The sequence below is a fragment of the Senimuribacter intestinalis genome (assembly GCF_943192965.1).
GTDB classification, from domain to species: Bacteria; Bacillota; Clostridia; order Peptostreptococcales; family Anaerovoracaceae; genus Senimuribacter; species Senimuribacter intestinalis.
In genome coordinates, this window is the sequence record NZ_CALPCF010000002.1 from 221,881 (window position 1) to 241,004 (window position 19,124).

14 protein-coding genes are annotated in these 19,124 nt (G+C 45.6%); 13 read left to right on the forward strand and 1 reads right to left on the reverse strand.

The features are described 5' to 3' along the window. The first annotated feature begins 138 nt into the window (after positions 1–138). From NFR88_RS03075 to NFR88_RS03085, 3 genes are read left to right on the forward strand one after another with little or no spacing between them, the layout of a single operon-like run. Positions 139–735, forward strand: a complete 597-nt coding sequence (locus NFR88_RS03075) for an HdeD family acid-resistance protein (RefSeq protein WP_160202057.1) — start codon at positions 139–141, stop codon at positions 733–735. Between the two features lie 6 nt (positions 736–741). Next, on the forward strand, positions 742–2,838 hold the full coding sequence (locus tag NFR88_RS03080) for an efflux RND transporter permease subunit (protein ID WP_160202058.1): 2,097 nt from the start codon (positions 742–744) through the stop codon (positions 2,836–2,838). After that, the gene (locus NFR88_RS03085; protein ID WP_251613448.1) at positions 2,835–4,481 is read left to right on the forward strand and encodes a hypothetical protein; all 1,647 of its coding nucleotides are present in this window, start codon (positions 2,835–2,837) and stop codon (positions 4,479–4,481) included. The genes NFR88_RS03080 and NFR88_RS03085 overlap by 4 nt, the downstream gene beginning before the upstream one ends. Before the next feature lie 68 nt (positions 4,482–4,549). On the opposite strand, the gene NFR88_RS03090 is transcribed toward NFR88_RS03085, so the two are convergent. After that, the gene (locus NFR88_RS03090) at positions 4,550–7,714 is read right to left on the reverse strand and encodes a PAS domain-containing hybrid sensor histidine kinase/response regulator (RefSeq protein WP_251613451.1); all 3,165 of its coding nucleotides are present in this window, start codon (positions 7,712–7,714) and stop codon (positions 4,550–4,552) included. 251 nt (positions 7,715–7,965) lie between these two features. On the opposite strand from NFR88_RS03090, the gene NFR88_RS03095 reads away from it, so the two are divergent. The 10 genes from NFR88_RS03095 (at position 7,966) to NFR88_RS03140 (ending at position 18,988) form a co-directional block, all read left to right on the forward strand. Then, positions 7,966–9,576, forward strand: a complete 1,611-nt coding sequence (locus tag NFR88_RS03095) for an amidohydrolase (RefSeq protein ID WP_251613454.1) — start codon at positions 7,966–7,968, stop codon at positions 9,574–9,576. A gap of 18 nt (positions 9,577–9,594) precedes the next feature. Beyond that, positions 9,595–11,229 carry an amidohydrolase gene (locus tag NFR88_RS03100; protein ID WP_251613457.1) on the forward strand — a complete coding sequence of 545 codons (1,635 nt, stop codon included), beginning with the start codon at positions 9,595–9,597 and terminating at the stop codon, positions 11,227–11,229. Further along, positions 11,219–12,763, forward strand: coding sequence for an amidohydrolase (locus NFR88_RS03105; RefSeq protein WP_161908390.1), 1,545 nt, complete (start codon positions 11,219–11,221; stop codon positions 12,761–12,763). Before NFR88_RS03100 ends, NFR88_RS03105 begins: the two co-directional genes overlap by 11 nt. Beyond that, positions 12,754–13,923, forward strand: a complete 1,170-nt coding sequence (locus NFR88_RS03110; RefSeq protein ID WP_160202064.1) for an AfsR/SARP family transcriptional regulator — start codon at positions 12,754–12,756, stop codon at positions 13,921–13,923. Before NFR88_RS03105 ends, NFR88_RS03110 begins: the two co-directional genes overlap by 10 nt. A 1-nt stretch (position 13,924) precedes the next feature. Then, positions 13,925–15,259: an APC family permease gene (locus NFR88_RS03115; protein ID WP_160202065.1), complete on the forward strand. Its 1,335-nt coding sequence runs from the start codon at positions 13,925–13,927 to the stop codon at positions 15,257–15,259. A 390-nt stretch (positions 15,260–15,649) separates the two neighbouring features. Continuing rightward, positions 15,650–15,916 carry a type II toxin-antitoxin system prevent-host-death family antitoxin gene (locus NFR88_RS03120; RefSeq protein WP_160202066.1) on the forward strand — a complete coding sequence of 89 codons (267 nt, stop codon included), beginning with the start codon at positions 15,650–15,652 and terminating at the stop codon, positions 15,914–15,916. Next, complete coding sequence (locus NFR88_RS03125; RefSeq protein WP_160202067.1) at positions 15,906–16,214, forward strand: type II toxin-antitoxin system RelE/ParE family toxin; 309 nt, start codon at positions 15,906–15,908, stop codon at positions 16,212–16,214. The genes NFR88_RS03120 and NFR88_RS03125 overlap by 11 nt, the downstream gene beginning before the upstream one ends. Before the next feature lie 446 nt (positions 16,215–16,660). After that, complete coding sequence (locus NFR88_RS03130; RefSeq protein WP_160202068.1) at positions 16,661–16,882, forward strand: hypothetical protein; 222 nt, start codon at positions 16,661–16,663, stop codon at positions 16,880–16,882. A gap of 68 nt (positions 16,883–16,950) precedes the next feature. Beyond that, a complete protein-coding gene (locus NFR88_RS03135) occupies positions 16,951–17,988 on the forward strand; it encodes a ParA family protein (RefSeq protein ID WP_251613461.1) in 1,038 nt (345 codons plus the stop codon). Further along, positions 17,981–18,988 (forward strand): ParB/RepB/Spo0J family partition protein, encoded by a 1,008-nt coding sequence (locus tag NFR88_RS03140; RefSeq protein ID WP_251613464.1) that lies wholly within the window; start codon positions 17,981–17,983, stop codon positions 18,986–18,988. The genes NFR88_RS03135 and NFR88_RS03140 overlap by 8 nt, the downstream gene beginning before the upstream one ends. Positions 18,989–19,124: the final 136 nt, after the last annotated feature.

Sequence of the window (19,124 nt, forward strand, 5' to 3'; positions counted from 1 at the left end):
CACATTAGACCCCGTTGCCTAATTTTTAGGCAGGGGTTTTTCTTTTGCCCATTTTTAACCAGAAGAAAATCTGGTAAGTTAAATACAGAAAGAAAAAGCGCTGTAGATGTTTGATATGAGATGGAAGGATGGATAGTGATGCGTTCAGTTGCACCGATGAAAACAGCGAAAATCGGATACATTGTCATTTCCCTTGGTCTATGCGTGCTGGGGATTTTGCTGATTACAGCACCGGTATTGTCTAAAGCGCTGCTGGGCAGCTGCTGCGGCATACTGTTTCTGCTGTTTGGCGCAGTCAAACTGGTTGGATACTTTTCAAAGGACCTGTACCGGCTGGCATTTCAGCACGATTTGACACTGGGCATTCTGCTTCTGATTCTTGGCGGTGTGATACTGGTACGACCTGAAAGTCTGATGTTATTTATCTGTATCACCTTTGGCATATTTATGGTGATAGATGGACTTCTGAAAATACAGGTTGCCGGTCAGTCGAGAACTTTTGGCATAGGAAAGTGGTGGCTGATCTTTGCAAGTGCGGCAGTTACAGAGGCTCTTGGACTTGTCCTGCTGCTGCGTCCGGGTGAGGGTACGGATTTGCTGATGATTCTACTGGGCATAGGCATGCTTTCGGAGGGGATTTTGAATCTTAGCACAGTTATTACAGCGGTAAAAATTATCAGACATCAATGGCCGGATATGATAGAAAACGTGTATTGCGAGGAAAAGGAGGACTGACAGAAAATGCGTTTTTCAAGGGCGGTGGTCAAACACCGGATTACGATTTTAATTGTTGCGATTGTTTTAATGGTTCCTTCCCTGTTTGGAATGCTGGGAACGAGAATCAATTATGACATGCTGGATTATTTGCCGGAGGATATGGACACGGTAATTGGTCAGGAAGAACTTTTGAGCGACTTCGGAAAGGGTGCTTTCTCCCTGATTGTAGTGGAAGATATGGAGGATAAAGATGTAGCGGTTCTTTGTGAAAAGCTTGAAGAGGTGGATCATGTAGAAAGTGTCCTGTGGTACTCCACGCTGGCGGATATTTCCATTCCGATGGAGATGGTGCCGGATAAACTCTTCGATGAATTTAATGAGGGAGATGCAACTCTGATGGCGGTCTTCTTTGACAGTGCTACCAGTGCTGACTCAACCATTGATGCAATTGCTGATGTGCGCAGTGTCTGCGGCGAGCAGTGTTTTGTATCGGGCATGTCGGCGTTGGTAACGGACTTAAAAAATCTGTGTGAACAGGAAGAACCGATTTATGTAGGGCTTGCAGTGCTTTTTGCAACGGCAGCCATGGTGCTGCTTTTGGACGGCTGGCTGGTGCCTTTCGTATTTCTTGTCTCGATTGGCATGATGATTTTGCTCAATTTAGGAACGAACTATTTTTTTGGAGAAATTTCATATATAACAAAGGCTCTTTCGGCGGTTCTGCAGCTAGCGGTTACCATGGACTATTCCATCTTCCTGTGGCACAGCTACAGTGAGCAGAGGGCGCTTTATGACGACCACAAGGAGGCCATGGCTGTCGCAATCAGAAAGACCCTGGCAAGTGTTGTTGGAAGCTCTATTACTACAGTGGCAGGCTTTGCGGCACTGTGCTTCATGAGCTTCACTCTGGGTAAAGACTTGGGCATTGTCATGGCAAAAGGTGTCATCTTCGGCGTTATCGGCTGTGTGACTGTATTGCCGTCCTTAATCCTTGTACTGGATAAACCCCTTTATAAGACAAAGCATAAATCGCTTATTCCCGATATGGGAAAACTGGCAAAACGTGTGACAAAAGTCTTTCCGGTGCTTCTTGCAGTCTTTATTGTTGCAGCGCTGCCAGCGATTTACGGGTACAGCAAAACCAATGACGAGGTTTACTATGACATGGGGAAATGTCTGCCGGATGATATGGAATACGTCATTGCAAATTCTAAGCTTTCGGAAGAATTTAATATCGCTTCAACCCATATGGTGCTTGTGGACGCAGATCTGCCTTCTAAAGAAGTTCGCGCTATGATGAAGGAAATGGAAAAGGTTGAGGGTGTAAAATATGTCCTTGGCATGGAATCAGTCCTTGGCAGTATGGTGCCTGAGGAGATTTTACCAGAGGGAGTCAAGGGAATTTTAGAAAGTGATAAAAGTGAACTGCTACTGGTCAATTCGGAATATGACGTTGCCAGTGATGAAGTGAATGATCAGATTGACAGTCTGAATAAAGTGCTGAAAAGCTACGACGAAGAGGGTATGCTCATCGGAGAGGCTCCTTGCATGAAAGATATGATAGAGACCACCAACCACGATTTTCAGGTGGTAAATGCGGTATCGATTATTGCAATCTTTCTCATTATTGCGCTGGTCGAGGGAAGTATTTCCCTTCCGTTTATCCTGATTGCGGTTATTGAACTCGCAATTTTTATCAATCTCGGAATTCCTCACTTCCTGGGACAGTCGCTTCCGTTTATTGCGCCGATTTGCATCAGTACCATTCAGCTAGGGGCGACGGTGGACTACGCAATTCTGATGACGACCAGATACAAAACGGAGCGGCTTTCCGGGAAAGATAAGAGAGAAAGTGTTACGACTGCTCTTGCAGCTTCTATCCCATCTATACTCGTATCGGGAACAGGGCTCTTTGCTGCGACCTTTGGAGTGGCAATTTACTCGGATATCGACATCATCAGCTCCATGTGTATGCTGATGGCAAGAGGTGCGGTAGTCAGCATGATATGTGTTATCTTCCTGCTGCCGGCGCTGCTTATGCTCTGTGATAGATTGGTCTGTGCAACGACCAGGGGAATGAAACATGTAGTTAGAACAAATTCGGAGGTGTCAAATCTATGAACAATAAATTAAAAAAATGCTTAGTGGTGGTTTTGTGCATTGCTCTTACTGTGGGCAGCGGTGTGACTATGGCATACGCCGATGATGGGGAAGACGCGAATCAGAAAGAAGAAACGGTTTACGTTCTTGCGGAAAGCGACGGTTCCGTGCAGAAAATCATCGTCAGCGACTGGTTGAAAAACCTGACAGGAAGCCAATCTCTCTACGACAGGTCAGCTTTGACAGATATTGAAAATCTGAAAGGTGATGAGGAGTGTAAGAACGAAGGAAAGTCAGGAAAAATTTGGAATGCTGAGGGAAAAGATATCTATTACAGGGGCAGTATAAAAAAAGAACTGCCGATTAACATGGAGATTTCCTATAAGCTGGACGGAAAAGACATCGAGCCAGAAGAACTGGTCGGAAAAAGCGGCGAAGTGACCGTTCGCTTTGACTATGAAAACAATCTGTATGAGATGGCAAAAGTCGGCGGCAGAACGGAGAAAATCTATGTGCCTTTTGCGGTACTGACCGGTATGGTTATGGACAATGACGTTTTCAGCAATGTGGAAGTTTCCAGCGGAAAGGTGATTAACGACGGGGAACGTACCGTTGTGGCAGGCATGGCGCTTCCGGGACTTGCAGACAATCTCAATGTAGATTCTTCTGACCTGGAGCTTCCGGATTATGTCGAAGTGACCGCTGATGTGGACAAATTTGAAATGACTAATACGGTAACCGTAGCGGACAGCAGCATTTTTGCTGACTTAGATACAGGAAAGATAGGTTCGGCAGATGAACTGGCAGGTGCCCTTAATCAGCTGACAAATGCTATGAAACAGCTGCTGAACGGTTCATCACAGCTTTACGACGGACTGGATACGCTGTTAGATAAATCGGGACAGCTGGCGCTGGGAGTTCATGAGCTGGCTGCAGGCGGAAAAAGCCTGAAGGCTGGCGCAACAACTTTACAAAACGGGGTGCAGGAACTTTCTGGGGGTATTACAGGATTAAAGGATGGATTGACAACATTAGACGGCAACAGTGCAGCTATCACTACAGGTGCAAAGCAGGTATTTGAGTCTATGCTCGCAACAGCAGACGCACAGCTTGCAGCAGCAGGGGCAGCGCTTCCAAAATTGACCATTGAGAATTACAGTCAGGTGCTGGAAGGAGCAGCAGCGGCTGCTCCCGACGCCGGTTCTGCGCCAATTCTTGCACTGAAAGCGCAGCTGGATAGTTATAACCAGTTCTACCTAGGCTTGCTGCAGTATACGCAGGGCGTAGCGTCTGCAAAGGCCGGCGCTGAGCAGCTGAATACAGGGGCAGCGCAGCTTACGAAAGGCACAAAGAGTCTGTACGACGGTGTCAACGCACTGAATACAGGTATTAGGACTTTAGATAAAAATATGCCTGCCTTGGTAGATGGTGTAACGGAGCTTCGCGGCGGCGCTAAAAAACTGAACAATGGGCTGAAAGAATTTGATAAAGAGGGAATTCAGAAGCTGGCAGGAGCTGCCGGCGGAAATATCGGAGACTTACTCGATCGAATGAAGGCTACCGTAAACGCTTCCAAAGCTTATCAGTCTTTCTCAGGCATTTCTGACGACATGGACGGACAGGTGAGATTCATATACCGTACCGAAGCGTTGGAAGAGAAATAAATATAGGGAAAAAGAAACCAGCTGGCGGATTGCGCCAGCTGGTTTCTTAGCATATATATTGATAACGTTTATTTGCTCATCAAAATATTATCCAGTGTTTCCAAGAGGGTTTCAATATCAATTGGTTTTGCGATGTGATCGTTCATGCCGCAGCGCAATGCCTCTTGCTTATCTTCTTCGAAAGCATTTGCAGTCATAGCGATAATTGGAATGGAGGCAAGCTCCCTGTTTTCCAGCTTTCGTATTTTCTTGGCAGCCTGATAGCCGTTCATCACTGGCATCTGAATATCCATCAGCACCAGCTGATAATATCCAGGCTGGGAAGATTTTAGCATTTCTACAGCAATTTGACCGTTTTCAGCAACCTCTGCAGTAAGACCGGCTTCTTCTAAAATAGCTACTGCAATCTCCTGGTTCAGCTCATTATCTTCTACAAGAAGAATATGTCCGCTGCGCAGGATTTCTTTTGAGTCAAGAATGTCATCGGTAGCCTGCTCTTTCTTCACAATGGAGTGGAGACAGCCTCTGAGTTCTGACAGGAACAGCGGCTTGCTGCAGAATGCGGTAACGCCGGCTTCTCTTGCCTCTTCTTCAATATCGGACCAGTCATAAGCGGTGAGAACAATAATCGGAACTTCCTTTCCGGTTTCCTGACGGATTCTCCTGGCGACTTCAATACCATTCATGTCAGGCAGCAGCCAGTCGATGATGTAGACAAAGTAATGATCATTTCTTGAAACTGACTGACGGGTGCGCAGCACTGCTTCTTTTCCTGACATAGTCCATTCTGCCCGCAGTCCAATCTGCTGCAGCATGCAGGAAACGCTGTCACAGGTGTTGTAATCGTCATCTACCACCAGCGCCCGCAGACCGTTGAGTTCCGCAATAGCGACAGGTTCTTTTTTTCCGGCTTCATCCAGCCGTAGTGTCAGGCAGACGATGACTTCCGTGCCGACGCCGTGTTCGCTCTGTACTGCAATGGTACCGTTCATCATATCGACGATATTTTTCGTGATCGCCATGCCAAGTCCGGTGCCCTGAATGCCGCTGCTGGTAGAATTCCGTTCTCGTTCGAACGGTTCGAAGATATGGGCGACAAATTCTTTTTTCATGCCAATTCCCGTATCTTTGATGTGGAATTCAAAATTAGCAAAGCCCGGCGAAGCACCTGGTTTTTCGATGACTTTCAAGCTGACCATGCCGCCTGCACCGGTGTATTTGATAGAATTGCTCAAAAGGTTTAGGAGTACCTGATTGAGCCGCAGCCGGTCACAGCAGATCTGCTCGTTTTGGATGTCGATGGCGTCCAGATACAGGTCAAGCTGTTTGGCGTTGATATCCGCCTGGATGATATTGTGCAGTTCGTGAAGGATTTCCGGCAGACTGCAAGGCTGTTCTTCCAGATGAATTTTGCCGCTTTCGATCCGGCTCATATCCAGTACATCGTTGATCAGACTCAGCAGATGATTGCCGCTGGTCATGATTTTTTTCAGGTATTCTGCCACCTGCTCTTTACGGTCGATGTGGGTGATTGCCAGTGCTGTAAAACCGATGATTGCGTTCATCGGCGTACGGATATCGTGGGACATGTTGGAGAGGAAGGTGCTCTTGGCTTTGTTGGCACGGTTTGCCTGCGAAAGGGCATCTTCCAGCAGTGCCTTTTTCTCTCTTTCGTCCCGCATTTCCTCATCCAGACAGCGGAATCCCAGTACGATGCTGTGGGTCTTGTCCCAGTCTCCAGCCCGTACTGCTTTCATCTGGAAATAGCGGATTTCGCCGCAGCAGGTGGTACGGTAGTTGATATAGCACATATCTTTTTCGGAAAGTTCCTGTTCCAGATGGGCTTTCGAAGCGGTTTTTCGGAACGCTTCTTTATCTTCTTCGTGAATGCTTGTGGCTGCATACTGTTCGAGGCAGGTTTCCAGAGACAGCGCATCATGAAAGATGGCAGGCATGATGCCATTTTTACATTCGCCCATACGCAGGACTTTGCCTTCGCCGGTGTCTAAATCGAAGAAGCAGACCAGCACATACTCGATACTGAGGGCATGCACCAGTTCCATCTGCCGACGCTGATCTTCCAGGCGCTCTCGCTCTTCTTGCAGTCTCTGTGCAGTACGGTCTAACAGATATCTCTGATAATAACGTTCACCATTTTCTTCGATGAGTTTGATATTGCCGGTTACATAGAGAATTTCGCCGTCTGCATGCTGCACACGATAATCGACACTGACGTTGTCGCCTTCCTTTTTAAGGGACTGAATGGATTTCCGCAGTCGCTTTCTATCTTCTTCGAAAACAGTGGAAGCCACCAGGTCAAAGCCGTCTGCAAGGAGTGCCTGCTCGTCGGGATAGCCTAGAATGCGCAGCGCAGCCTGATTGATGCTGAGAATCCTGGAACCGTCCAGGCTGTGGCACATGATGCCGCAGTCCATGGTAGTAAACAGCATCTCCAGAGTTTGATTCTGCTGAATCAGTTCATCGGCGTAAGCCCGCTCCTGGGTGATGTCGATACCGATGCCCATGGTGCCCATAACAGTGCCGTCCAGATTGTATAATGGTGATTTATATGTAGTTAGAATTTTGGTTTCACCGCTGCTGAGAATGGTCTCTTCGGAAACGCAGGTTTCTTTGGTTTCCATGACGATGCGCTCCGATTCGATGCAGGCAGGATCGTCATGTTCTACGTCCCAGATATAAGCATGACCGCGACCTTCCACCTGCGCTTTGGTCTTGTTGACGGTTTGACAGAAACTGTCGTTGACTTTTTTGTGAATGCCGTCTTTGTCCTTATACCAGATTAAATCCGGTGTGCTGTTGATGGTGGTTTCTAGGTACTGGCTGGTCTGCCAGGCGTCTTTCTGCGCTTTGTAGTCCTGATACCATTTTTGGATGCGGAACATTAATAACGCGTCGGAAGCGGATTGCGACCAGATATCGGTCAGTGCTGAAACGCAATCTGTGAACGCTTCCACGTCTGTATCCTCTGCCGTAAGCAGGATGAGCTGCGCCTCCGGCTTTTTCCACGTCAGCAGCTGTGACAACTGCGCTTGTAAATCTGCTGTCGGCAGACTTGCGAAAATGACATCAGCTTGTGATGCTGAGACTTTTTCGACCCGATCACTTTCGAGAAATGCATGGGAAAACTGTGAAAAAGGGGTCAGTGCCCTGAGCTGTTTCAATACCCGATGCCGGTCGCCGATGCAGTAGAATCGTATATGACAATGGTACATAAAACGAATATCCTCCCTAATTTGTGGCTTGCGATTCTGTGATGGCATGATTGCATACCTATTCTAAATTTTACTGCGCTTGCGGGGTAATGTCAATGTTTTAAGAGGATTTGAAATGGAAAATAGTAGCCGCAATCGTATTTTGGGGAATTTTTTCGTTATTTACAGAAAAACGGAAAAAATACGTTTTATATACAGAAAAAATACGCTTCTCAGATACAATCATAAAATAGGAGGAGCACAAGAGAACGATGAATAGAACATTCTATTATAACGGAACAATGATTACGATGGATTCTGACCATCCCATGGCTGCAAACTTTCTGGTTGAAGATGGTGTGATTCAGGCAGTGGATGTGGACGAGGAGGACATTGGTTTTACAAGGCAGGATGAAATGACGGAATGGGTTGATTTGCAAGGCCGCGTGGTAACACCCGGGTTTCATGACAGTCATATGCATCTGGTGGAGTATGGGTATAATCAGCGGTATTGTGTGGACTTATCGGAAGCCGTTTCTGCAGAAGATGTGGTGCGGCGTATGCGAGCATTCATTGCAGAACAGCAGATTCCTGCAGGAAGCTGGATCATCGGAAGCCGTTGGAATCAAGAACATTTTCCGGACAAACGACTGCTTAGCCGGGAAGATTTAGACCGCGTTTCAGACTGTCATTATGTCTTTGCCAAGCGGGTCTGCATTCATATTGCGGCGGTAAACAGCAAAGTTTTGGAATTGGCAGGAATTGACCATAATACCTATCTGGACAATCAGAATATCGGCAGATATCCTGACGGTATGCCAGATGGGAGAATTTATGAGGATGCGATTGCTGACATGGTACTGGTGCATAAACCGGCGCTTTCCGTCAAAGAAATTGAACAGGTGATTGAAGAGACGTTAAGGGAAATCAAGGCAAGGGGCTTTACGGCGGTGCAGTGTGATGACATGAAAGCGTTTTCGGATTTTACGTCGAAAGAGAGAATTTTACGTGCCTATGATAACCTGCGAAAGCAGCAGCGCCTGCCTGTACGCGTGTTTGCGCAGATTCAGGTATCTTCCCTGGAAGAATTCCGGCAGTTGCAAAAGATTCTTGTAGAGATTGCTGATGACCAGTGGTTCTCCTGGAAACGATTAAAACTGATCTTGGATGGCTCTTTGGGTGCTGAGACGGCAGCATTAACCGTACCTTACAGAAATCGCAGGCAGCGGGGACTTCTCAATTTCAGCGATGCAGAGTTAGAGTTGCTGGTTCGGGAAAGTTATGAAAGCGGGATGCAGCTGTTATGTCACTGTATCGGTGATAGAGCAATGGAACAGGCCATACGTGTGATCACGCCTTTCCAAAACAAGTATGGAACAGATTGCCGCCCTAGACTGGTGCATTGCCAAATTGCGACGGAGCCTCTTTTAGACCGAATGGCGCAAGCGGGGATTTTGGCAGACATTCAGCCGGCGTTTGTACCGACCGATTATGCAGTGGCGGAGCAGAAACTGGATCTTCGTCAAGCATATGCGCTTTATGCATGGCGCACCATGTTAGAAAAAGGTATGATGATTAGTGGCAGTTCGGACTGCCCGGTGGAGCGCTGCGATGCGCTTTACGGGATGCAGGCAGCTGTTACCAGGATGGATTTGCAGGGGAGACCGACTGGCGGATTTTTACCGGAAGAAAGGCTGTCGCCTTATGAGGCATTGGCGCTTTATACAAAGGCGCCTGCCTATACAGTAAAAATGGAAGGACAGATGGGGCGCATTGCGCCAGGCTACTTCGGTGATTTTACTGTACTGGATGGAAATCCGCTTCTGGTTCCTCCGCAGCAGATCCATAGTATTTCTATCGTAGAAACCCACTGCGGCGCGTAGTGGAGAAAGGAATCAAATATGAAGAAAGTATTTATCAATGCCAACGGATACACCATGGATGCAGCAGAGCACCGCTTTGAAGCCGTTGCGGTAGAAGACGGGCTGATTACGTGTGTTGGTACTAATGAGGCGGTGCAGGAAGCAGCGGGGACCGCATGCCAGATCATCGATCTGCAAGGAAAGACGGTACTGCCAGGATTTAACGACAGCCATCTGCACCTTTTGAGTTATGGATATAGCCTGGAAGTCGCAGATTTAAATGATTGCCGGAGCCTGGATGAATTGAAAGACCGTTTGCGCCGCTATATCAAGGAGAATGGAATTAAACCCGGCCAGTGGGTAGAAGGCCGCGGATGGGATCAAAATCAGTTTGATACTAAGAAAATGCCGACAAGAGAGGACTTAGACGAAGAATTCGGCGCATATTTTTTGGTATTGACCAGAACCTGTGCACAAATTTGTGTCGTAACCACCAACGTGCTGGAACTTGGCGGTCTGCTGCACAAACCACAGCAGATTGAGGGCGGTATGATTCTGACAGACGCCCATGAAGTGGCAACAGGCGTGCTGACTGGACTGGCAACGGAAATCATTTACAGAATGATTCCAACGTTGGGGGTAGAGCGCATTAAAAAGTGTATTCTTGCGGCGTGCAATCGTTATGTTTCAGCGGGAATGACTTCTGCGCAGACCGATGATTTTGAACTGCTTCGTGCTGGCCATTTTACAGAAATTTTGCAGGCATACGAAGAACTTGACAGAGAAGGGCTGCTGCCGATTCGAGTTAATCTAATGCTGCACCTTGCCACGTTAGAAGAGCTTTCTGATTTTCTGGCACTTGGGTATCGCACAGGAGACGGAAGCCCGTATTTTCGGATTGGACCGTTTAAGACGATTACAGACGGGTCGTTGGGAGGAAGAACTGCTGCCTTGCGGGCACCATACAGCGATAATCCGGAAGGAATGGAAGAAAATACGGGTGAAATGTATATCAGTCAGCAGGAACTGGAAGCACTAACGCAAATGGCTTTTGACCATGGTCTGCAGCTAGTTTCAGACGGCATCGGAGATAGAGCCATGCGAAGCGTACTGGATGCATTCATTAAGATTATAGAAAAGTATCCAGAAGAAGATTTGCGCTTTGGTATTGACCATTGCCAGATTACCACAGAAGGGATTATTGAAGATTTTGCCAAATACCATATCATCGGCGGTCTTGAACTGATCTTTTTGGCTTCTGACATCGCCATTGTAGAGGAGCGGGTCGGAGCACAGCGGGCAAGTATGTCCTATAACTGGAATCGGTTTAAAACGCAGGGCGTAACGATTGCAGCAGGTTCGGATAGTCCTGTAGAGGAATACAGTCCGCTCCACGGCATTTATGCGGCAGTTACCCGCTGTACCTATGATAAAACACCGAAGGGTGGTTATCATGCGGAACAGAAACTCAGTGTACACGATGCCATTCATGCCTTTACGACAGGATCTGCATATGCGACATTTGAAGAGGACTGCAAGGGAACGATAGAGGTTGGAAAGTATGCGGATTTTGTTGTCCTAGCGCAGGATTTGTATGAAACTGCGCCGCTGGATCTGGCAGAAGTACAGGTCGCGATGACAGTCGTAGGTGGAAAGGTTGTTTATGAAAAATAATCCAGATTATATTTTATATAACGGCAATTTTATTTCAATGGAAAGACCGGATAAGCAGTACTGTGCCATTGGGATTACGGGTGAGACGATTACGGAGGTATGGGAAAAGCCATGCAGGATGCCGAAACGGTTTTTTGGTACGAAGATGCTGGATTTGGAAGGCAGAACGGTTTTACCTGGATTCATTGACAGCAATGTCCATATGGTACAGGGCGGTTTGATGCAGTACTGTGTGGAAATTAAAGCGGATACCAGAGAAGCCTTTCTACAGCAGCTGCAACAGAAAGTGCAGGCATTTGAAGCGGGAGAACTGATTTGGTGTATTGGCTATAATGAGGATACTGTGGAATTGAATCGATGGGATTTGGATCAAATTACTTCCATACATCCTGTTGTGGTCAGCAAGACAGAATTCCATAAAACGATTTTAAATACTTCTGCTTATAATTTACTTAAAATTCCCTATAGTATTTCTGGCATTCAGCGGGATGAAAAAGGGATGCCCACAGGGGTTTTGCAGGGAGAGGCCAGCGGATTTGCAAGACGGAAATTATACACCTGTTTTGTAACGGATGACATCCGAAGACTTGCCCTCGCAGATATGGAGCGAAAAGCGTTCCGCTGCGGCATTACAACGGTCAATGCTATGGAAGGTGGCGCCTTTTTTTCAAATCAGGATATCCGCATGGTGCAGCGGTTTGCAGAGCACAGCAGGCTGGAAATTTTTCTGTTTCCGCAGACCATGGATGTGGCAACGGTACAGGCGGCAAAACTGCCGCGGATTGGAGGCAATATATATCTGGACGGTTCTATTGGATCTCAGACGGCGGCACTGTATGAACCTTATATAGATGGTGAGCACCAAGGGGTACTGTATTATTCACAGGAAGATGTAAATCAGTTTGTGCTGGAAGCCCATACTGCCGGCCTGCAGATTGCATTGTCGTGCATCGGACCAAGGGCGATTGAACAAGCGTTGGCAGCTTTTGCTGCGGCATTTGAAATAGCAGGCAGAAAAAATTTGCGTCACAGGCTGGAACTTTTTGTTCTGCCGACAGAAGCACAAATCACCTGGGCGATTTCTATGGGGCTGATTTTGTCTATGCGAGCCAATTATGACAGGCAGTGGGGCGGTGCGGAAGGTAAATATGCTGCACTGCTTGGAGATCGATGGAAGGGAACCAATCCCATCGGCGCTGTGGTGGCGCAGGGAGGTATTGTGGCGGGTGGTTCTGAATATGCAGTTACACCGTTGAACCCTTTAAAATCAATTGGTTCTTGCCTGCTGCATCACAATGCAGTACAGCAGCTTTCCCTTTATGATGCGCTGCGGACCTATACTGCAAACGGTGCCTATGCCAACATGGCAGAAGACAGAATTGGAAGTCTTGGCATCGGTATGCAGGCAGATCTTGTCGTACTGGATCAAAATCTGTGCACCCTTTCTCCTGCAGAAATTGAAACCCTTCGCGTGGAAATGACCATTAAAAAAGGGGAAATTGTATATGCGCGGGAGGATGTATTATGGAAATAAAAGTTTACCTTTTGCAGAGACCGCACATTGAAATCGATGGACGAGAGGCGCTTGCCAAATTGAATCACAAAGCGCTTGCGATGATTTTTTATCTGGCGGCCAGGAAAGGGCAGATGGTTTCTAAAGAACTGCTCAGTGAAATTTTTTGGCCAGAACTGCCAGAAGAAAATGCTCGCTCTAATTTGCGGCAGAGCCTTTCTTATATTAGAAAAATCTGTGCAGAAGAATGGGGTGGACAAGAGGAGGCATCGATCATTTTTTCGGAGCGGAACATGTGCAGTCTTAATGCATCTTTAGGCGTTTTCGTGGACGTGGCAGAATTTCGCAAAGCGCTGAAAGCAGCGTCTGTTTGTGACAGCAGGCAGGAGAAAATTCGGCATTTGCAGCATGCAGTGAATGTACATGGCGGCAGCTTTTTAGACGGTATATCGGTGCGTGGAAGTGTGGCTTTTGAAGAGTGGGTTATGATGGAGCGGGAATCGGTAAATCAGGCATTTATTGATGTATCGAAGCAACTGGCGTTTCTGTATCGGGAAAATGGACAGTTCGCCCAGGGGATTTCCTGCCTGAAAAAACTGCTGCTGATGGATCCGCTGCTGGAGGAAGTCCATTTGCAGCTGATGGAACTGTACTGCCAGAACCAGGAGCGGGCAAAAGCAATCTGCCAGTACAAAGAGTGTGTGCGCATTCTTGGTGAAGAGTTAAATATTGGTCCTATGGAAGAGACGCGGGCTCTCTACAGAAAGATTCTTGAAGATGCGCCGGTGGAAATGGGACACATTACGATAGTAGAAGAGAAAGATGATTTATGTGAGCTGCAGCTTTATACTGCATCTGCACAGCCAATAGACTTTGAAGGGATTTATCGTATGCTGGAGCCAATCATCGAGGAGGATGTGAAAGTGCCAACTTATCTCAAACCAGGGCTGGCCATGTTGTTTCCTCAATATTCGGAATGGCTTGCAGCACAGAATTTGTCGGAATCGTATCTTTTTTACTGCATTAAAAAACTGCTGCAGGAGATCAGTCTCAAAGGGAAAGTGGAGATTCAGGTGTCCCATCCTAAGAGACTGGATCAAAAGTCAGCGCAGCTGTTACAGTATCTGATTGGCAATCTGCATATGGCAGATGTTGATATTCATATGTTTAAGGAGGAATAACATGTCTGAAAAACAAGAAAAAGCAGGACTGAGAAAGGAACTGGGACTATTTCACAGCGTATCGATTGTCAGTGGAATTATGATTGGTTCAGGTATTTTTTATGTCAGTACATATGTGCTGAGCAGAGCAGGATTATCCGCAGGATTTTCCATTTTAGCATGGGTTGTTGCCGGCTTTATGTCGCTGATGGCGGCATTATGTTATGCGGAGCTGGGTACTTCCATGCCGCAGGCAGGAGGTACCTACAACTATATTTCTAAAGCTTATGGACCAGGAATCGGATTTTCTATGGGAATTACGGACTTTTTTATCTCACAGTCTGGTTCGATCAGTGCCCTTGCAGTAGGATTTTCTACTTATTTTAGTATTCTGGTGCCATTGACGGAGTGGCAGATTAAGGCAATGGCGATTGGGATTATCATCATGCTGTCACTGATCAATATGTCTGGTGTGAAAAAAGGTGGAAATGTGCAGGGAATCTTCATGATTGCAAAGCTGGTGCCGATTGCGATTATTATCGTATGCGGTCTTATGATGGGCAGCATGAATAATCCGATGGAGATTGTACCGGGAGAAGGTTTGAATCCAATGAGCGCTTTTGCGCTGTCCATTGTAGCGGCGTTATGGGCATATGACGGTTGGAGCTCGGTCTATATCGTAGCAGAGGAACTGAAGAACCCTCAAAAAGATCTTCCGAAAGCAGTAACAATCGGGGTTTTAGGTGTGACCCTTGTCTACGTTTTGTTCAATTTTGCATTACTGAAAATTTTACCGATTGATCAAATTGTTGCGACTGAGGCACCAGGAACCATGGCTGCAGAGGCACTCTTTGGCAAGCCAGGCGCAGTTTTAGTCACCATCGGTGCACTGATTGCAATCTTTGGTTCCTGTAATGGTTGCATTTTGGCGTATCCGAGAGAATACTATGCAATGGCTAGGGACAAGCGATTTTTCGATGTCTTTGCGAAAGTCCATCCGAAAACTGGTACGCCTGTCAATGCACAGATTGCGACCATGATTGTATCTTCTGTATTAATTCTGTTTGGTACGTTTGAGCAATTGACTGCCCTTGTGGCTTTCTGTGCATGGATTTATTACACGCTGGGTGTATCTTCGGTCTATGTGTTTAGAAAGAGAAATCCGCAGATGGAAAGACCATATAAGGTTTGGGGCTATCCCGTGCTGCCCGCAGTGACCATTCTGCTGTCGCTGGTGGTACTGGTAACAACCCTTTGGGAAGATCCAATGAATTCCGTCATCGGTGTCGTAATTCCGATTGCGGGGTATATTCTCTATCACGCTTATTTTAAGAAAAAAGAGCAAGCGGAGAACTAAGGTATCGTATGCACATCTGCTAGTATGTGCGCATGATAATCTGCAGGAGCTGAGGAAAGAATTTTTCCAGGCTCCTGTTTTTCTTTGTGCTGGATGCTGTAGCGCGCAATGTGTCAAAAATTACTGGTTGAAAACAGTACAAAAGTAATGTAAAATGAATACAGTAACAAATATGGGGGTGTAAATGTATTGGATTGAAATTTATAATGAGGGAAAAGATATCAATCGAGACTTAGTCATATGACAGCAAAGAAATTTTTGAAGGTATTAGATAAGGCTGCGTCCCACCGTGGGACATAGAAGTAAAACAGAGTTTGAGATTGTCACTTTACATTCAAGCAGAAAAAAGGTATAATTATACCATAAAAATGATATATGGAGGTGGCCTGCATGATTATTAAAGCGTCAACTACTCTGAGAAATGATTATAATGCGGTTTCAAATATTGCTAAAGAGACAAATGAGCCAATCTATATTACGAAGAATGGTGAAGGGGATATGGTCTTGATGAATATTGAAGCATTCGAGAGAAGAGAACAAATCTTACAGATGAGAGCAAAAATCCTCCAAGCAGAGCAGGAGCGTCTGAGCGGCACAAAGACATACTCTCTTGATGAAGCGCAGGCGATGCTGGAGGAAAGATTAAATGACATGTAAAGTAACGCTTCTACCAACAGCCTGGGAAGATTTGAAGCGTATAGAGGATTGGTACTATTATCAATTTGGAAAATCTACGGCTTTAAAAGTGTCTTCAACCATTCTTAAAATAATCGGTAGACTGGAGTCATTTCCTGACTCTGGCTCATTAACTCCCGATAAATGGCTGAATGAGCAAGGCTATAGGATGGTCATTTGTGAGAAGCATATTGCAATATATAGACGAATTCAGAATGAGGTTTTTGTTTACCATATTGCTGATACGCGAACGGAGTATACCAAGGTGTTTTACAATTAAATATATGCGTCCCACCGTGGGACGAAACTACGATGAGATATGCGCATTTAGGAAAACGGTTTTTAAAATTACATACTGCTTCATGCATTGAAAATACTCTTCTGAGAGACCATGGATGAACTTTCTTTTGACAAATATAGAGAACTGGCGGTTTTTTTTTATAAATATTTCAAAATAATACAATTTATTCCTGTTGAAAACAAAGTGAAAGTGTTGTAAAATAGCCATATAAACATTTATGGGGGTGTAAAGGTTTCGACGGGGGTGTAGAAGCTATATAAGATGCTTACTATGTTTTGAAACTTGCATTTTCAATGGATTGAAATGTCATATTTCTTTATAATTTGATGAAAATAGAGAACTAACAGAGAACAAATAGAGAACACGCTCACTAAGGGACATATTCGTTATGTCCCTTTTTTAATGCCAAAAAGGAGAATAATTATATGAGATTTCAGGTCGAGATAACACAAAAGATGGCAGCCGTTGTAGAGATAAATGCACCAGATGAGGATGCTGCTTTGCAAGAGGCGAATGAAATGATATCTAAAGATATAATTTCTTCAGATTCTTTTCATATGGAGGAAGCAGCTGCTGTGATAAAACAGTCAGATAACATTCTGATATTTACTAGGCCTGCAAACGGAAGGTTGCAAAGAAAGTTTTGACTTATATTTTGTCCCATGATGGGACGGAGAGGAAATGTCCCACTGTGGGACGGAAAGGAAGAAAAAGCATGGGAAAAGTAATTGCTGTAGCAAACCAAAAGGGCGGCGTTGGAAAAACAACAACCGCGGCAGCGCTGGGGGATATGTTAAATCATGCTGGGTTCAAGGTTCTGCTGATAGATATGGATGGACAGGCTAATCTGACATATAACATGGGTATTGAACGACCAGATAAACTGTCGCATACAGTTACAGATTTGATTATGGCAAAGGCAAATGGAGAGGCAGCAGAGTATAATGCCGTCGAATTTGCCTTAAAACCTGGAATAAGCCTTTTTCCGGCAAATATAGTTCTATCAGGGCTGGAAATGTCGTTAATTAACGCATTCCAGCGAGAACAGATTTTGCGGCTGATTATTAACGATATTCGAGATCAATATGATTATATTATCGTTGATACATCACCTTCGCTGGGATTATTGACAATTAACAGTCTAGTCGCAGTTGATGAGGTAGTAATCCCAGTACAGGCACAGGTTTTTGCAGTTAAAGGGATGGAGCAGTTGTTTAAGTCAATATCTCTTGCAAAACGGATTAATCCAGATCTGCAGATTGCGGGAATCCTGCTTACGATGGTAGACGGCCGCAGCGGAAGTCAAAAAGATACTGTGCTGCAGCTTGATGCAGCCTTTGGAAATACCATACCCAAATTTGAGACAGTTATTCCTTTGCAGGTCAATGGTTCGAGGGCATCAAAGGAGCAGGAGGCAATCACTTCTTTTGATCCGGATGGTGCGGCTGCCAAAGCATATCAAAATTGGCTGACAGAGTATATGGGTATTACGCAATATGTAAACTTGGAAGGAAGCCAGATTGAAATTGGTGATGTCCTGCAAATAGGAACTGATCGATATCTGATTCACTATGGTTACTACGACAGGAGAACAAGAGACGGGAAAATAGTGAAAACACTGGGTGCGTATGCTGAAATGCTTACTGATGAAATGTCCCACGATGGGACAGAGGGAATTTTTGTGTCGATAGGCAGTTTTATGCAGCGATATAAAAGCTATAACAGAAGGAAGGTGGTGAATGGTGATGGGTGAAAGAAAAATCAATTTTACACCATTGGAAGAAATGTTCGGACTACCTGCAGATAATTCTGCGAATCAAGAGGAAGTTAATAAGCAGGAGCAGGATATTATAATTGACATTGATAGAATGCTGGACTGGCATACAACAATAAATGTTCCCGGTGTAAAGGTACATCCGTTCAATCGACTTTCTGAAGCTAAGCAGTTGGAGTTATGCAAAAGTATCGAAAAAAACGGATTGATATCGCCGATTATACTGAGAGCTGATCGAGATCGGACTGGATACTATGAAGTCATTGCCGGGCACAACCGAAGAGATGCAATGCGTAAACTTGGACATCATAGCCTAAGCAGCCAGTTGGGGCAAATTCGAGTCTTAAAAGATTGTAATGATATTAAGGCTGCGTATTGGATGCTTGATTCCAATATCCAGCGTGAGGAGCAGCTTCCCAGTGAGCGTGCTGATGCATACAGCACTAAATATGCATTGATAAAGATGGAAGCACAGCAGAACCCGGCAATACTGTCCCACGATGGGACAGAACGGACAGATGAAGTGGCTGCCAGAATTATGGGCATCAGCAGAACAACATTGCAGAGATATCTGGCACTGAAGAAACTCATACCGGAAATTCTGCAAATGGTTGATGACAAGAAATTGACGATTCCAGTCGCCGAATTGATTGCAGCCCTGAGTGAGGAGCAGCAATCAGCACTTTTTGATGCGATGCAGGAAACGAAATGTCCGGGCCTTGCTTTGATTAAGCAAATCAGAGAACGCTGTAACGAGCAGTATCTTTCTGCTGAAGAACTCTGTGAAATGATTAGCCCCACGAAGCCGATGAATCGGATTAACCTGACGCCGGTTCTTAAATCGACAGCAAAAGCTTTTGCAAATCTGGATGTTCCGGAGGCTGACCAGGTAGAGTCAGCGGAACTGGAGCGAGTCATCACGGAGGCAATCAAGGCATATTTGGTGCAGATTTCTACCGGTAACCAAAAAAAGCAATGAACAGGTGAACTGTTACCAGTTTATTTTCGGTAGGAGTTGGTAATTTAGCATAGCTATCGGTATTCTGCAGCCTTTTTTGTTACCAGTAATAGTATTTAAAAAAATAAGTAGAGATTTTTCCGGTAACGAGGTTTTT

Coding starts and splice junctions, on each gene's coding strand:
- NFR88_RS03075 (WP_160202057.1), top strand. CDS start 139: ATGCGTTCAGTTGCACCGATGAAAACAGCGAAAATCGGATACATTGTC.
- NFR88_RS03080 (WP_160202058.1), top strand. CDS start 742: ATGCGTTTTTCAAGGGCGGTGGTCAAACACCGGATTACGATTTTAATT.
- NFR88_RS03085 (WP_251613448.1), top strand. CDS start 2,835: ATGAACAATAAATTAAAAAAATGCTTAGTGGTGGTTTTGTGCATTGCT.
- NFR88_RS03090 (WP_251613451.1), bottom strand. CDS start 7,714: ATGTACCATTGTCATATACGATTCTACTGCATCGGCGACCGGCATCGG.
- NFR88_RS03095 (WP_251613454.1), top strand. CDS start 7,966: ATGAATAGAACATTCTATTATAACGGAACAATGATTACGATGGATTCT.
- NFR88_RS03100 (WP_251613457.1), top strand. CDS start 9,595: ATGAAGAAAGTATTTATCAATGCCAACGGATACACCATGGATGCAGCA.
- NFR88_RS03105 (WP_161908390.1), top strand. CDS start 11,219: ATGAAAAATAATCCAGATTATATTTTATATAACGGCAATTTTATTTCA.
- NFR88_RS03110 (WP_160202064.1), top strand. CDS start 12,754: ATGGAAATAAAAGTTTACCTTTTGCAGAGACCGCACATTGAAATCGAT.
- NFR88_RS03115 (WP_160202065.1), top strand. CDS start 13,925: ATGTCTGAAAAACAAGAAAAAGCAGGACTGAGAAAGGAACTGGGACTA.
- NFR88_RS03120 (WP_160202066.1), top strand. CDS start 15,650: ATGATTATTAAAGCGTCAACTACTCTGAGAAATGATTATAATGCGGTT.
- NFR88_RS03125 (WP_160202067.1), top strand. CDS start 15,906: ATGACATGTAAAGTAACGCTTCTACCAACAGCCTGGGAAGATTTGAAG.
- NFR88_RS03130 (WP_160202068.1), top strand. CDS start 16,661: ATGAGATTTCAGGTCGAGATAACACAAAAGATGGCAGCCGTTGTAGAG.
- NFR88_RS03135 (WP_251613461.1), top strand. CDS start 16,951: ATGGGAAAAGTAATTGCTGTAGCAAACCAAAAGGGCGGCGTTGGAAAA.
- NFR88_RS03140 (WP_251613464.1), top strand. CDS start 17,981: ATGGGTGAAAGAAAAATCAATTTTACACCATTGGAAGAAATGTTCGGA.